12 protein-coding genes and 1 pseudogene are annotated in these 13,832 nt (G+C 62.6%); 7 read left to right on the plus strand and 6 right to left on the minus strand.

Annotated elements, in window-relative coordinates; all coding sequences use genetic code 11:
• Window positions 1-47 precede the first annotated feature (47 nt).
• Window positions 48-758 carry a FadR/GntR family transcriptional regulator gene (locus PQQ53_RS25745; RefSeq protein ID WP_408149282.1) on the minus strand — a complete coding sequence of 237 codons (711 nt, stop codon included), beginning with the start codon at window positions 756-758 and terminating at the stop codon, window positions 48-50.
• A gap of 558 nt (window positions 759-1,316) precedes the next feature.
• On the opposite strand from PQQ53_RS25745, the gene PQQ53_RS25750 reads away from it, so the two are divergent.
• Together PQQ53_RS25750 and gudD are read left to right on the plus strand one after the other, a co-directional pair.
• The gene (locus tag PQQ53_RS25750) at window positions 1,317-2,648 is read left to right on the plus strand and encodes an MFS transporter (RefSeq protein WP_408327183.1); all 1,332 of its coding nucleotides are present in this window, start codon (window positions 1,317-1,319) and stop codon (window positions 2,646-2,648) included.
• Between the two features lie 152 nt (window positions 2,649-2,800).
• Window positions 2,801-4,150, plus strand: coding sequence for a glucarate dehydratase (gene gudD, locus PQQ53_RS25755; RefSeq protein ID WP_408327186.1), 1,350 nt, complete (start codon window positions 2,801-2,803; stop codon window positions 4,148-4,150).
• A 335-nt stretch (window positions 4,151-4,485) separates the two neighbouring features.
• Here gudD and PQQ53_RS25760 read toward each other — a convergent pair whose 3' ends face one another.
• The 3 genes from PQQ53_RS25760 to PQQ53_RS25770 all read right to left on the minus strand — a co-directional run bounded on the left by PQQ53_RS25760 (window position 4,486) and on the right by PQQ53_RS25770 (window position 8,181).
• A complete protein-coding gene (locus tag PQQ53_RS25760) occupies window positions 4,486-5,994 on the minus strand; it encodes an MFS transporter (protein WP_408149288.1) in 1,509 nt (502 codons plus the stop codon).
• 278 nt (window positions 5,995-6,272) lie between these two features.
• Complete coding sequence (locus PQQ53_RS25765; protein WP_408149290.1) at window positions 6,273-6,728, minus strand: type II 3-dehydroquinate dehydratase; 456 nt, start codon at window positions 6,726-6,728, stop codon at window positions 6,273-6,275.
• Between the two features lie 76 nt (window positions 6,729-6,804).
• Window positions 6,805-8,181: an MFS transporter gene (locus PQQ53_RS25770; protein ID WP_408149292.1), complete on the minus strand. Its 1,377-nt coding sequence runs from the start codon at window positions 8,179-8,181 to the stop codon at window positions 6,805-6,807.
• Between the two features lie 267 nt (window positions 8,182-8,448).
• On the opposite strand from PQQ53_RS25770, the gene PQQ53_RS25775 reads away from it, so the two are divergent.
• On the plus strand, window positions 8,449-9,231 hold the full coding sequence (locus tag PQQ53_RS25775) for an IclR family transcriptional regulator (RefSeq protein ID WP_121323611.1): 783 nt from the start codon (window positions 8,449-8,451) through the stop codon (window positions 9,229-9,231).
• A gap of 55 nt (window positions 9,232-9,286) precedes the next feature.
• On the opposite strand, the gene PQQ53_RS25780 is transcribed toward PQQ53_RS25775, so the two are convergent.
• Both PQQ53_RS25780 and PQQ53_RS25785 read right to left on the minus strand, forming a co-directional pair.
• Window positions 9,287-10,354 (minus strand): SDR family oxidoreductase, encoded by a 1,068-nt coding sequence (locus PQQ53_RS25780; protein ID WP_408327189.1) that lies wholly within the window; start codon window positions 10,352-10,354, stop codon window positions 9,287-9,289.
• Between the two features lie 81 nt (window positions 10,355-10,435).
• Window positions 10,436-10,561, minus strand: a pseudogene (locus PQQ53_RS25785) (hydroxyquinol 1,2-dioxygenase); the annotation flags it as partial.
• Here PQQ53_RS25785 and PQQ53_RS25790 point away from each other — a divergent pair.
• The 4 genes from PQQ53_RS25790 to PQQ53_RS25805 all read left to right on the plus strand — a co-directional run bounded on the left by PQQ53_RS25790 (window position 10,560) and on the right by PQQ53_RS25805 (window position 13,820).
• On the plus strand, window positions 10,560-10,724 hold the full coding sequence (locus PQQ53_RS25790) for a hypothetical protein (protein WP_408149297.1): 165 nt from the start codon (window positions 10,560-10,562) through the stop codon (window positions 10,722-10,724). The pseudogene PQQ53_RS25785 and the gene PQQ53_RS25790 overlap by 2 nt on opposite strands.
• Before the next feature lie 627 nt (window positions 10,725-11,351).
• A complete protein-coding gene (gene cynS, locus PQQ53_RS25795; protein WP_408149299.1) occupies window positions 11,352-11,795 on the plus strand; it encodes a cyanase in 444 nt (147 codons plus the stop codon).
• Between the two features lie 139 nt (window positions 11,796-11,934).
• Window positions 11,935-12,642 (plus strand): dienelactone hydrolase family protein, encoded by a 708-nt coding sequence (locus tag PQQ53_RS25800; RefSeq protein ID WP_408149301.1) that lies wholly within the window; start codon window positions 11,935-11,937, stop codon window positions 12,640-12,642.
• A gap of 188 nt (window positions 12,643-12,830) precedes the next feature.
• Window positions 12,831-13,820 carry a helix-turn-helix domain-containing protein gene (locus PQQ53_RS25805; RefSeq protein WP_408327192.1) on the plus strand — a complete coding sequence of 330 codons (990 nt, stop codon included), beginning with the start codon at window positions 12,831-12,833 and terminating at the stop codon, window positions 13,818-13,820.
• The last annotated feature ends 12 nt before the right edge of the window (window positions 13,821-13,832 follow it).

Genomic DNA, 13,832 nt, shown 5'->3' on the forward strand with positions numbered 1-13,832 from the left:
AATACGCCGCGCTCAACCCCCGCTCGTCGATTCGAGCGGAAAAAAACTCATCCGCCCGCTTTACTCAACTCATGCGCACGCCGTAGCCGTTCGCGGCTATTGCTCAAGTGCATGCGCATCGCCGCGCGCGCGTCGTCCGCGTCCTGCCGCTCGATCGCACGATAAATTAGTTGATGTTCCCCGAGCACGTTGCGCAGATGCTCGATATGGTCGAGTTCCGCGATCTCGGCGGAACCGAGCCGCGTGCGCGGGCTCACCGCGCGGCCGAGCTGGCTGAGCACGTCGAAGAAATAGCGATTGCCGCTGGCGCGCGCGATCTGCAGATGGAACTCGATGTCGTGCGCGAGCGTATCCGTGCTGCCTCGTTCGAGTTCGGACTCGAAGCGCTCCAGCGCCGCGCGAATCTGCTTGAGATTCTGCTCGGTGCGCCTTGCGGCGGCGAGCGCGGCCGAGGCAGCCTCGACGTCGATGCGGAATTCGATGATCGCCATGACGTCGAGCATGCTCGACAGATCGGCGGCGGGCAGTTGCATCGGCTTTTCGGCGGCGGGCGCGAGCACGAATGTGCCGATGCCGTGACGCGTCTCGACCACCTTGGCCGCCTGCAGGCGTGAGATGGCTTCGCGCACCACGGAGCGGCTCACGGAGAGCTGCTTCATCATCGCGACTTCGGTGGGAATGCGGTCTCCCGGCCTCAGGGCGCCGCGACGAATTTCATCGGAAAGGGTGGCCACCACCTTCTCAGTTAGGCTGCTCATTTTTGTGGGTCGTTGACTAATCGGCTGGAATGCGCACGCTCGCGGGAGCGCGTGACGGCGTCGGACGGTTCGGACCGACCGGCCACCATCATGGAGCCGGCCGGCAGCGGGAGCGACGCCGTGGCTGGACTTGCTGCAAAGTATCGCACAGGACTTTACTCGATTCTCGCGCGCCCGGCGGTCCCGGCGTCGGCTATTTTGCCGACGATGCATGCCGGATTGGCGCGCTTTCATGGACTCGCTGCTCCAATGTTTATCAGTTGGGCGAGCGAGTGTCGATTGCCGTTTAAGGGGCCGCGCTACCTTGTCATCAGACGTCCTAGTTCAGTTGCGCCTTGCCATTTTGCCACCGCCAAACGGTGGAATGATCACCGCCTTCGAGCTTGTCGCAAGCGAGAAAACAGGGTAAACACCCAATTCAAACCTGCGCGCTGCAAGGTAGACTGTCATCAGACAACGTATCACGCGTGATAGGATAGTTTTACTCTGCCCGAATGCGCGCTGCGCGACGTTTTGTTCGAGCAGGCTGCCAGCGCGTGGCCGATCCCGGAGACAACCTTGACATCAGCCCTCACCACCGCAGTCAACCCGCTGGATTCCGCGGTTTCAAAGGTCAAGCGACACGTGCTGCCGCTCTTTCTGATCATGTTCATCGCGAACTACATCGATCGCGTGAACATCGGCTTCGTCAATTCGCACATGCAGACGGACCTGGGCATCGGCGCCGCGGCGTACGGGCTGGGTAGCGGGCTGTTCTTCATCGGCTATGCGCTGTTCGAGGTGCCGTCGAACGTGTTGATGCAGAAGTACGGCGCACGCGCGTGGCTGACCCGCATCATGGGCACGTGGGGGCTGGTCGCGGGGGCCATGGTGTTCGTGTGGAACGACACCTCGTTCTACGTGTTGCGTTTCCTGCTCGGCGTGGCCGAAGCGGGCTTTTTCCCGGGCGTGGTCTATTACTTCACGCAATGGCTGCCGCAGAAAGAGCGCGGCAAGGCCGTGGCGGTTTTCCTGTCCGGCTCGGCGCTCGCGTCGGTGTTGTCCGGTCCGATCACGGGCAGCCTGCTGTCCATTCGCGGCTTCGGCCTGCAAGGCTGGCAGTGGATGTTCCTGATCGAAGGCGGCTTTTCGATCGTGCTGTGCGGGGTCAGCTGGATGTTGCTGAAGTCGCATATCCGCGACGCGACGTGGCTCACCCGGGAGGAGCAGAGCGTGCTCGAACGCTCGATCGCGGCGGAACAGGCCGAACGCGAAGCGCAAGGCGGCGCGCATCTGCCAACGATAAAGCTGTTGAAGGACCCGCAGATTCTGCTGTTCTGCTTCCTCTACTTCGCGATCCAGTTGACCATTTACGCGGCCACCTTCTGGCTGCCGACGATCATCCGCAAGATGGGCGGCCTGTCCGACTTCCAGGTCGGCATGCTCAACGCGATTCCGTGGCTGATCGCGATGGTCGCGATGTACTGCTTCGCGGTGCTGTCGGCGAAATGGCGCTTCCAGCAGGCATGGCTCGCGGTAGCGCTCGTCATCGCGGCGTGCGGCCTGTTTGCGTCGACTTCGGGCAATCCGGTGCTGTCGTTCGTGGCGATCTGCTTTTCGGCGATCGGTTTCAAGGCGGCGTCTTCGCTGTTCTGGCCGATTCCGCAGGGCTATCTGGACGCCCGCGTGGCGGCCGGCGTGATCGCGCTGATCAACTCGGTGGGCAATCTCGGCGGCTTTTTCGCGCCGGCCACGTTCGGTTATCTGCAGCAGCACACCGGTTCGATCACCGGCGGCCTGTATGCGCTGGGTGTGGCCTCGCTGATCGCGGCGGCCGCCGGCTTCCTGACGCGCAATCGCCGGGGCGCTCACAGCGAGCGGCCCGAGGCGTTGCGCAGCGAAGTACATTGACTACACTGACGTTCACTACTTTCAATCACGAATGACGAACCACGGGCTGCTCACGCGGTTTTCAATTTCCACCCGGTATCGGTGTCGAACGCGATCTCGAGTCGCGATGATTTCCACCCGCCGGCTTTACTCACTCAACAGATCCTATTTACATGTCCACGAATCTCTCTGAATCGAACGCCACGCCGATCGTCACCGAGCTGCGCGTCGTGCCGGTCGCCGGCCGCGACAGCATGTTGATGAATCTGAGCGGCGCACATGGTCCGTTCTTCACCCGCAACATCGTCATTCTGCGTGACAGCGCCGGCCATACCGGTGTCGGCGAAGTGCCGGGCGGTGAGAGCATCCGCAAGACGATCGACGACGCGCGTCCGTTCGTCGTCGGCCAGTCGATCGGCAATCTGCAGGCGATCCTGAACAAGGCGCGCACGCAGTTCGCCGACCGTGACGCGGGTGGCCGTGGCTTGCAGACTTTCGATCTGCGCACCACGATTCACGCGGTGACCGCGCTCGAAGCCGCATTGCTCGATCTGCTCGGCCAGCATCTGAACGTGCCGGTTGCGGCGTTGCTCGGCGAAGGCCAGCAGCGCGACGAAGTGGAGATGCTCGGCTATCTGTTCTACATCGGCGATCGCAACAAAACCGATCTGCCGTACGCGAGCGGCGCCGACGGCCGCGACGACTGGGACCGCGTGCGCACCGAAGAAGCGATGACGCCCGAAGCCGTCGTGCGTCTCGCCGAAGCCGCCCAGGCGCGCTATGGCTTCAACGACTTCAAGCTGAAGGGCGGCGTGCTGCCCGGCGACGCCGAAATCGAAGCGGTCACCGCGCTCGCCGAGCGCTTCCCCCATGCACGCGTGACGCTCGACCCGAACGGCGCATGGTCGCTTGCCGAAGCGATCCGTCTGTGCCGCGACCAGCATGACGTGCTCGCCTACGCGGAAGACCCGTGCGGCGCGGAAAACGGCTACTCGGGCCGCGAGGTGATGGCCGAATTCCGCCGCGCGACCGGCCTGCCCACGGCGACCAACATGATCGCCACCGACTGGCGCCAGATGGGGCACGCGATCCAGTTGCAGTCGGTGGACATTCCGCTCGCCGATCCGCATTTCTGGACCATGCAGGGCTCGGTGCGCGTCGCGCAGATGTGCAACGACTGGGGCCTGACATGGGGCTCACATTCGAACAATCACTTCGACATTTCTCTCGCGATGTTCACGCACGTGGCCGCCGCGGCACCGGGCAAGATCACCGCGATCGACACGCACTGGATCTGGCAGGACGGCCAGCGTCTGACGCGCGATCCGTTGCAGATCGTCGGCGGCAAGGTGAAGGTGCCGCAAGCGCCGGGGCTGGGTGTCGAGCTGGATATGGACGAGATCGAGAAGGCGCACGCGCTGTATCAGCAGCATGGTCTCGGCGCGCGTGACGACGGCGTGGCGATGCAATACCTGATCCCGAACTGGAAGTTCGACAACAAGCGTCCGTGCCTCGTGCGTTGATGCTTGAATAAAGCTTGACTGAAGCGGGCGGCGGGGCGGGAAACCGCGCGGCGCCTGCCGTTGTTCGACGCCGCGTGCGTGCTTCGTTGCAACATGCACGTGGCAATACGCAATCATTGCGCAGGTTAGGCAGTGATCATCACGATGCCGTTGCGGCCCGCGTAGCATGACGCCGACCACGAGATCGCGCCATCCACGGCGCCGATCAGCAAACTACGACGCGTAGCGGATCGCTGGACCGAGTGACTGCGCGCCATGGCGGCACCATCAAGAAAGTCCGCGCGTCGTTCACCACGCCAACTGCGACCGCTGCCACAGGCGACCCCACAGCAGCATCAGCTGCGCCGAAACACCACGTGCGAAATCCGCTGCACCAGCAATGCCGCCGCCAGCGACGCCACCGCCGTCAACCACACACCGATATGAATCGACTGCACCAGCGCATCGCGCGCCGTATCGAGCAGCGCGAGCGTATCGAGCCCTGACGTTTTCATATCCGCGATCAGCTTCGTTCTCGACGCTTCGTCGATGAGAATGCGCAGGTCGACGAAGCGCGGCCGCCATTGCGACGCGGCCGGTTCGCCGAGCACGCTGATCGTGCGCGTGACGACGTTGCGGTAGTGATGCGACACGACGGTCGCGACGATGCTCGTGCCGAGCATGCCGCCCACCATCCGCGTGGACTGCAGCAGCGCGGTCGTGATGCCGAAGCGTTCACGACCGGCGATTTCCTGCGCGAACACATTCAGATTGTTGAGGATGAACCCGAGACCGATGCCGACCGCCGCCATCGGCACGACGATGCGCAGATGCGGCGTATCGGGATTCGCGAACGCCAGTGCGATCGAGGCGAACATCAGCAGCGCGAAGCCGATCGTCAGAATCCGCGTGGGCTTCTTCATGTGAATCACGATGCGCGTGTTCAGCAGACTGCCGAGCGCGATGCACGCGGCGATCGGCGTCGCGAGCAGGCCGGCCTGTTGGGGCGACAGGCCAAAGCCGCCTTGCAGCAAAAGCGGCGCGAAGAAGATCAGCGAGAACATCACGAAGCCGGACAACATGCCGAGCGTAAACAGCGTCACGAGCTGCGCGTCCTTGAACAGGTCGAGTGGAATGATCGGATGCGTGGCGCGCTTTTCGCAGATGAATAACGCAATCGCGCCGGCGACCACGCACACCGCCAATACGACGTTGCCGGTGGTCAGCCCGCTTTTCGGCACCGCTTCGATGAACGTCTGCAAGCCGGCGAGCACCGCCGCGACGAGTGCCGCGCCGAGCCAGTCGATCTTGACCTCGCCCTCTTGCGGTCGGCGGAAACTCGGCAGATGCGCCCAGATGAAATACAGCGCGGCGGCGCCGACCGGCAGGTTGACGAGGAAGGTCGAGCGCCAGCCCCAGTGCTCGCTCATCCAGCCGCCCAGCGACGGGCCCGCGGCCGTGCCGATGCCATACGCGGCGGCCAGCACCACTTGCCAGCGCACGCGGGTGCGGGCATCGGGAAACAGATCCGGTATCGATGCGAACGCCGTGCCGACCATCATCCCGCCGCCGACGCCTTGGAGGCCGCGCGCGATGACGAGAAACAGCATGTCGTTGGCGAGGCCGCACAGCACCGACGCCACGGTGAACGTGATCACGGCGGCGATCACGAAACGCTTGCGGCCGAAGTAGTCGCCGAGCCGCCCGAACACCGGCACCGTCACCACCGACGCCAGCAGGTACGCGCTGGCGATCCACGCGAAATATTCAAAGCCGTGCAATTCGGCGACGATGGACGGCAGCGCGGTGCTGACGACCGTCTGGTCGAGCGCGACCAGCATGTTGACGAGACCGATGCCGAGCATCGCAAAGAGGGCGTTTCGGAAAGGCAGTGCAGTGGCAGTCGGATTCACGGAGCTGGCAAAGGGCTGTTCAGGGTGGGCGTCGCGCGCTGGAGCGCGGGCCAGGGTCTTGACGGCTACATCCTCTAGTTGTCTGACCTCTTGGCGGGAATTATACGGGTTTTCCCCTAGGCAAAACAATTTCTTGCGATTGACAGGCAAAAAAATGCCGCGCCACGCGGGCACGGCATGTTGGGGGAGGGGGACGTACGATCTCTGCCGCCCTCCGGGCACATCACACGTCAGCCGAAATGCGGGCTCTTGCCGAGCGCCATCGCCATGGCCTGCAACGCGACCAGATAGCCGTTCGCGCCGAGCCCGCAGATCACGCCGGTCGCCGCGCGTGAGATCAACGAATGGCGGTAGGTTTCATCGCGCTTGTGAATGTTGGTGACGTGCAGCTCGATCAACGGACGCTCGATCAGCTTGACCGCATCGAACACCGGCACCGACGCGAACGAAAAGCCCGCCGGGTTGATGATCACCGCGGCATCGCGTTCGAACGCTTCCTGCAGCCAGTCGACCATGGCCGCCTCGCTGTTGGTCTGGCGGAACTCGCAGGTGAGTTCGAGCTTCGTCGCTAGCGCTTGCACCTGTTGTTCGATTTGCGCGAGCGTGGTCGTGCCGTACAGATGCGGCTCGCGCTTACCGAGCATGTTGAGATTCGAGCCATTCAATACATAAACGAGTTCAGTCATTATTCAGTCGCCTGTTTGCAAAATTCAGTCTGTCGCCGGCATGCCGTAGCGCGTACGTCGGTGCTCACATTGGTGTTCACGTGCGGTGGCCGTTACCCACGCCGGCCGCCGCAAAGTCTGCTTCGCCGGTCACGGCCGCGGCCGAATCCGTGCGATTCATGTCGATGCCGCGCGTCTCGCGTGCCGTCAGAATCATCACGAGCGAGATCACGTTGAAGACCACGCACACCGCGACGACTCCCCACGGCGAGCCGTTGCATACGGCGAACAGCCACACGGCCAGTACCGGCATCGGGCCGCCCGCGACCAGGTTCGCACCCGTGTAGGCGAGCGCTGAGCCGGAGTAGCGGACGTTGGTCGGAAACGCTTCCGCGAAAGCCACCGGTTGAATGCCGCTTTGAAACTGCGTGAAGCCGAGAAAAAACCCCATCGCGGCCAGCATCGGCAGGAAGCTTTTGGTATCGAGAATCTGGAAGTAGAAGAACAGCATCAGCAGGGTCGCCGTCGAGCCGATCGCGAGCGCCTTCTTGCGGCCGATGCGGTCGCTCAACATGCCGCCCGCGAGCGCGCCGACGATCGCGCAGACATTGGCGCCCATCAGCAGCAGGAAACCGGTTTGCTTCGGAATGGCGAGCGTCTTCGTGATGTAGCTGAGCGAGAACACCACGATCAGATAGAAGATCGCCGCCGGGCCGCAAAAGAACAGCATCCAGCGCAGCACGGTGCGCCAGTGCAGACGCAGCGCATCGCGCAACGGGCTGCCTACGTGCACGACTTCCGTTTTACGCAGCGCCTCGAACGCGGGCGTTTCGCTGACGCGCAAACGGATATAGACGCCCACGATCACGAGAATAAAGCTCAGCACGAAGGGGATGCGCCAGCCGTACGAATCGAATGCCTGCGCCGACATCACGGACGACAGCAGAAGCAGCACGCCGTTGGCCATGATCTGGCTGAGCGGCGAGCACAGCCCGAGCAGGCCCGAGTACTTGCCGCGTTTATCGGCGCTCGCATGTTCGATCGCCATCAATTGCGCGCCGGTCGATTCGCCGCCCAGCGCGAAGCCCTGCAGAATGCGCAGCAGCACGAGGATGACCGGCGCCCATACGCCGATGCTCGCGTAGGTCGGCAACAGACCCATCGCCATCGACGCGAGGCCCATCACCGTGACGGTGCCCAGCATCAGGTTGCGGCGCCCAAGCTTGTCGCCCAGATGCCCGCAGATGATCGCGCCGAGCGGGCGCGCGGCGAGCCCTACGCCGAAGGTCGCGAGCGAGGCGAGCAGCGCGGAGGTCGGGTCCATCGACGGGAAAAACAGCCGCGGCAAAATCGTCGCGGCGAGCGCACCGTACAGCGTGAAATCGAACCATTCGAGCGCCGTGCCGATGGCGGCGGCGGTCACCGCTCGCGTGCGCATCGCGGCGTGCGCGCCGGCTTGTGCATCCTGAATCATGTTGTCTCCTTTGTCCGTCTGTCGTGCGAAATGCTGGGGAGGGCGGAGTCCTGACGCCTTGCCATGCCCTCGCTTTCGCTCTCTTGTCTGATCGCTTGACTCGGCGATTGCGCTGTCGGCATCCGGCATCGCAGCCTTGAAAACAGCTTAGCATCCGAAGGTGGGATGCCATTCCAGGGTGGAATTTGATCTCACAATGTGCAAAACTGCGGGCTGCTGCCGCGTTTACGGCATAGGAAAAAAGCAGGCTTTTCGTGGGAGACGGATATGCCCGGCGTCACCGAACGCACCCTCGCGGTACTCGAATTTCTCGCCACGCAGATGGAGGGCACGCCGCTCGCGATGATCGCCGACCAGCTCGATATTCCGCGCAGCGCGTGTCATCGGCTGCTGGTCGATCTGAAGCAATGCGGTTACGTGCGGCAGTTGCGCGAACACGGCGACTACGTGCTCACCACCAAGCTCGTCGGCCTGGGTCTCGGCTTTCTCGCGACGTCGGGCATCGTCGATATCGCGCAGACGATACTCGACCGGCTCGCCGAGAAGTCCGGCGAACTGGTGCGGCTCGCGATCGTGGACGGCGACAGACTGACATGGGTCGCGAAGTCGCAAGGTGCGCTGAAAGGGCTTCGTTACGACCCGGACATGGGCATGGACACGATCCTCTCGTGCAGCGCGACAGGCCACGCGTGGATGATGACGATGACCGACGAACGCGCGCTCGAACTCGTCTCGCGGCAAGGCTTTGGACAGCCGAAACAATACGGGCCGAACGCGCCGACCACGATCAACGGCTTGTTGAAGTTCGTGCATGCCGCGCGTGAGCGAGGCTACGCGACTATCAACGAGGTGTTCGCCCCCGGCATGACGGCGATGGCCGCGCCCTTGCAGCGGCGCGGCTATGCCGCGATGGGGGTGATCAGTATCGCTGGTCCCCTCGTGCGGCTCGACGAAAAACGCATGGAGACACTGGGCCCGACGCTGCTCGCGGCGGCCGCGGAACTCGCCGCCGCGAGTCACGCGTCGCCGTTGTTCAATCGCGGGCGTTAGCCGCCCGCGAGCGAGAAGATCGAAGGCCGAAGGAAGCGGCTGTCCGCGCCCCCGCTCATTGCGGAATGACCCGCTCCGCCTTCAGCCGGTCGAATAGCGCGAAGAACGCATCGGGCGTGCTTTGATAATCGAGGAAGCCCGCCTGGCGGCTCTTCGTCATGTCCGTCAGCACTTCCATCGGACGGCCGAGGTCCGCGTCGGTGTGCCACCACGAGGCGAGCCTGCCGATGTCCGCTTCCTTCAGATCGAAGCGCGCCGCGATCGCGGCCCATGTCTGCCCGGCGTCCTGCATCCGCCCTTCCAGCGGACGCAGTTCGCCATCGAACGGCGCGGCTTCGATGCCGAAGTACCCGGCGATGCGCGACCACATCCACTTCCAGCGGAACACGTCGCCGTTCACCACGTTGAAGTCCTCGTTGCGCGCAGTCGCGGAGGTGGCGGCCCATTCGAGATGGCGCGCGAGCAGGCGGGCATCGGTCATGTCGGTGAGGCTGTTCCACTGCGCGGCCGAGCCCGGGAAGACAAACGGCTGGCCGGTCTGTTTGCAGAGCGTTGCATAGACCGCGAGCGTCACGCCCATGTTCATCGCGTTGCCGAGCGCATAGCCGATGATCGTATGCGGACGATGCACGCTCCAACCGAACCCATAGCGCTGCGCCGCTTCGAACAGACGGTCTTCCTGTTCATAGTAGAAGTTGTCGACGGGCTGGCGGCCTTGCTCCTCGCGAAACGGCGTGATCGGCACCGCGCCGGTCGCATACGCTTCGAAGGGGCCGAGGTAATGCTTCAGGCCGGTCACGAGCGCGGCATGCGTGAGCGTGCCCGCCGGACCCACGGCGTCCATCACGTGACGAACCATCGCGCCGTTCACGCGAATGTTCTCCTTCTCCGTGGCCTGGCGCGACCACGCGGTGAAGAATACGTGACTGAACGACTTGCCGCTTAACGCGCCGCTGACGGAGTCGGCCGAACCCAGGTCGGCGGTGATCGATTCGACTGCCGGTGAGACCGGCGTGCGGCCGCGCGAGAGTCCCGCTACCTGCCAGCCGCTCGAGAGCAGCCGGTCCGCGAGATTGCTGCCGACAATGCCGCTTGCGCCAATGATGAGTGCTCGTTTTTCCATGAGAGTGAAGTCGTAAAAAGAAGGGCTTGGGGACTCGGCGTGGTTCTGCGATCAGGGGCGAGCCGAAGGCGAATCTGTCTCCTCGCGGGCGAACGCATGCAGATGCCGCACGAGGCTCGTGACGATGGTCTTCAGTCGTTCGTCATCGGCGTGGGCGAGGCGCGCCAGTACTGCGTCGGTGATCGTGTCCTCGTCGAGATTGCGCATGACCGTCTTGTCTCCTGCTGTCGGTCTCGCGATTATCGGCCTGTTTGACTGCGGGCGTTCGAAGCAGACCCCTCGCTCGACGCCGCGCGGCGTCAACGCCGTGGCGATGACGACCGAACCGTCCGCCAATATCTCCCCCAAAAGTCAATTGATTTTTTCGTAATCCGATTGCGCCGGGGATTCAATCCGATAACCGGGTTCAGACGCGGCTCATCAATCTCCCGCGGCAATGGTGATATTAATTTGACATTTGGATGCAGGTTTTTTGATTCGGCGCCGTATGGTTCTATTTTGTAAGAATTCGCCAATAAAAAAGGCCGACACGACGTGTCGGCCTAAAGATTCTGGCGTCCGAGGATTGCTTGCCAGAACCTGAGAGACATTGAGTCAGGCTAATCTTGCAATTAGCCTTCAGTATGCGGGACTGTTTGCCTGATACCGGAATTCGCGGTTATCACGCGGAGTAGCTTCTAACGACGGCAGTCAGGCGGCAGCGCAGAATGGTCGCCTTCGTGATCGTCACTTTAAACCAAACAGCATGGATCGAAGCATAACCAGTTCTATAAACTTTGTCAGCCGAACAATTCTTGTTAATGATCAGAAAATTCAGAAGTATTTATAGTATTTGTATGACCTTGATCAATCCCTATTAAAGAAGGCGCGATGCCGGATTGAGTCACGAATCAGTGGTGAGAGGGCGCCAGACTGTTTTTTTGATCGATCCGATTCCGGATACTATCCGTACGTGCCACGCAACGTCTGTTGCCCGACTTTTCAAAAGGACGCGATTATGGACCGCAATGAAGTCACGAAGAAAATTGTCGCCGCCAAGGTGGCCCGCAAGCTGACGTGGACCGAGATTGCCGGCAAGATCGGCAAAAGCAAGGAGTGGACGACCGCGGCGCTGCTCGGTCAGATGACGCTCGATGCGAAGCAGGCCGGCGTCGCCCGCGAACTGTTCGATCTGACCGACGAAGAAACCGCATGGCTGCAAATCGTCCCGTACAAGGGCTCGCTGCCGGGCGCGGTGCCGACCGATCCGCTGATCTATCGCTGGTACGAAATCGTGAACGTGTATGGGACCACGATCAAGGAGTTGATTCACGAGGAGTTCGGCGATGGCATCATGAGCGCGATCGATTTCTCGATGGATATCCAGCGCGAGCCGAACGCGAATGGCGACCGCGTGCAGGTGGTGCTCAGCGGCAAGTTTCTGCCTTACAAGTCGTATTGATTGTGCCGCAGGCAGTGCGCGCTCCGCGTGTCTGTGCCGGCTGGCGTCGTGCGTGTCGTCCGCGATCGGCGTCGGCCTTCGCAGAACCAGCTGCGCTGGGTTTATGCTAGCAGCTTCGTCTAACCCCGAGGAGCAAGCGATGAAAAACCCAGCAGGATCGATGATCACTTTTAGCCGCCCCGATGGCCAGCAGCTCCAGGGCTATCTGGCCAAACCGCAGAAGCTGGAAGGCGCGCCCGCCATTGTCGTAATTCAGGAATGGTGGGGTGTGAACGAGCAGATTCGCGGCGTGGCCGACCGGCTCGCGCAGGCCGGTTATCTGGCGCTCGTGCCCGATCTCTACCGCGGCAAAACGACGGTCGAGGAAGAAGAGGCGCACCACCTGATGAGCGGACTCGATTTCGGCGACGCCGCCACCCAGGACGTGCACGGCGCGGTCCAGTATCTGAAGCAGCATGCGGCGAAGGTCGCCGTGACCGGCTATTGCATGGGTGGCGCGCTCACCTGGCTCTCGCTGTGCAATGTTCCTGACGTGGCGGCCGGTGTAGTGTGGTATGGCTTCCCGCCGCTCGACTACATCGACGCGTCGAAGATCAAGGTGCCGGTGATCGGCCACTGGGCATCGCAGGACGAATTCTTCCCCGCCGAAACGGTCGACGCGTTGGAGAAGAAACTGACCGACGCCAACGTCGATTTCGAGTTCCATCGTTACCTGGCGCATCACGCGTTCGCGAACGAAACGGCGGTGGGCCCGGGCCGTATCGCGAAGACGCAGTTCGATCCGGTGTGGTCGCAGCTTGCGTGGGACCGCACGCTGACCTTCTTTGGCCGCACGATGTGGAAGTAAGCGGCAGGGCGGCAGGTTATACGATGGTCCGTTGAGGTCAGCGCGTCGGCCGATACTCCTCTCGCCGTGGCGGGGCCGTTCGCCCGCTTTCGCATTCGAGTGCGAGTGTTGCGCCGCCGCCTCGCCCGGTCGTGAAGTTTTCGCCGTGTGCGGCTATGATTCGCAAATTGCGACCGGCGGAAAAAATCTTGAGGACCGACTCCTTGACGACGCATGCCGCCACGCCTTGCGTCTATAGCCACTTCGATACGCATCACGAAGCACCACGCGCGCAACTACTCGCATGGCGAGACCGGCTGGGTCACTTTCTCGATGTGCCGATCTCGCGCCGTCAACTGGCCGATGGCTTCAGCGGCAGTATCGACAGCTACCGCGCCGGCAATCTGACTTTTATGGACTGCAGGACCGATCCGATTTCGCAATCGCGATCGGTGGCGCGTATTTCCACGGATTCGGTACGCCAACTGGTGTTTCACGTCGCCGTCGAAGGCACGATCGAAACCGGCTCGGGGCTGTACCCGAAACGCATCGCAGTCCAGTCCGAGCCGGGCATCCTCGCGCTCGATATGAATCAGCCGATGCAGATGACGCGCAGCGCCTGCCGCGTACTCGCGTTTTTCCTGCCGCGCGAACTGGTGGAATCCGTCCTGCCCGAGGCGGAGTCGATCCATGGCCGCGTGATCGACTATCATTCGCCGCTCGCGCGAATGATTCCGACGCATCTTGCCCACCTGTGCACGAGGCTGCCGACGATGAGCGGGCCCGAAGCCCACGACGCAATGCACACCTGCGCGATGCTGATCGCGGCGGCCTTCGGCAAGCAGACCGGACTTAGCGGCAGTGCGCGTGCGGCGGCGCGCGCCGCGATGTTCGCGACGGCGCGCCGTTACATCGACACCAATCTCGGGCAACTGGATCTCACGCTCGATAACGTACTTGCCGTCTCGCAACTTTCGCGGCCCACGCTGTACCGGCTGTTCGAATCCGAAGGCGGCCTCGCCGCTTATATTCGCAACCGCCGTTTGCGCGAAGCGGCCGATGAACTGCGCCGCTACCCGCATAAGGCGGTTATCGAAGTCGCTTATGGTTGGGGCTTCAATAGCGCGTCGGATTTCAATCGCGCGTTTCGTCGCGCGTATGACATGTCGCCGAGCGATTTCCGTGCGCTGACGCGTTAGGCGCGTTGCGCG

This window comes from Paraburkholderia strydomiana (assembly GCF_046030495.1).
GTDB lineage: Bacteria > Pseudomonadota > Gammaproteobacteria > Burkholderiales > Burkholderiaceae > Paraburkholderia > Paraburkholderia strydomiana_A.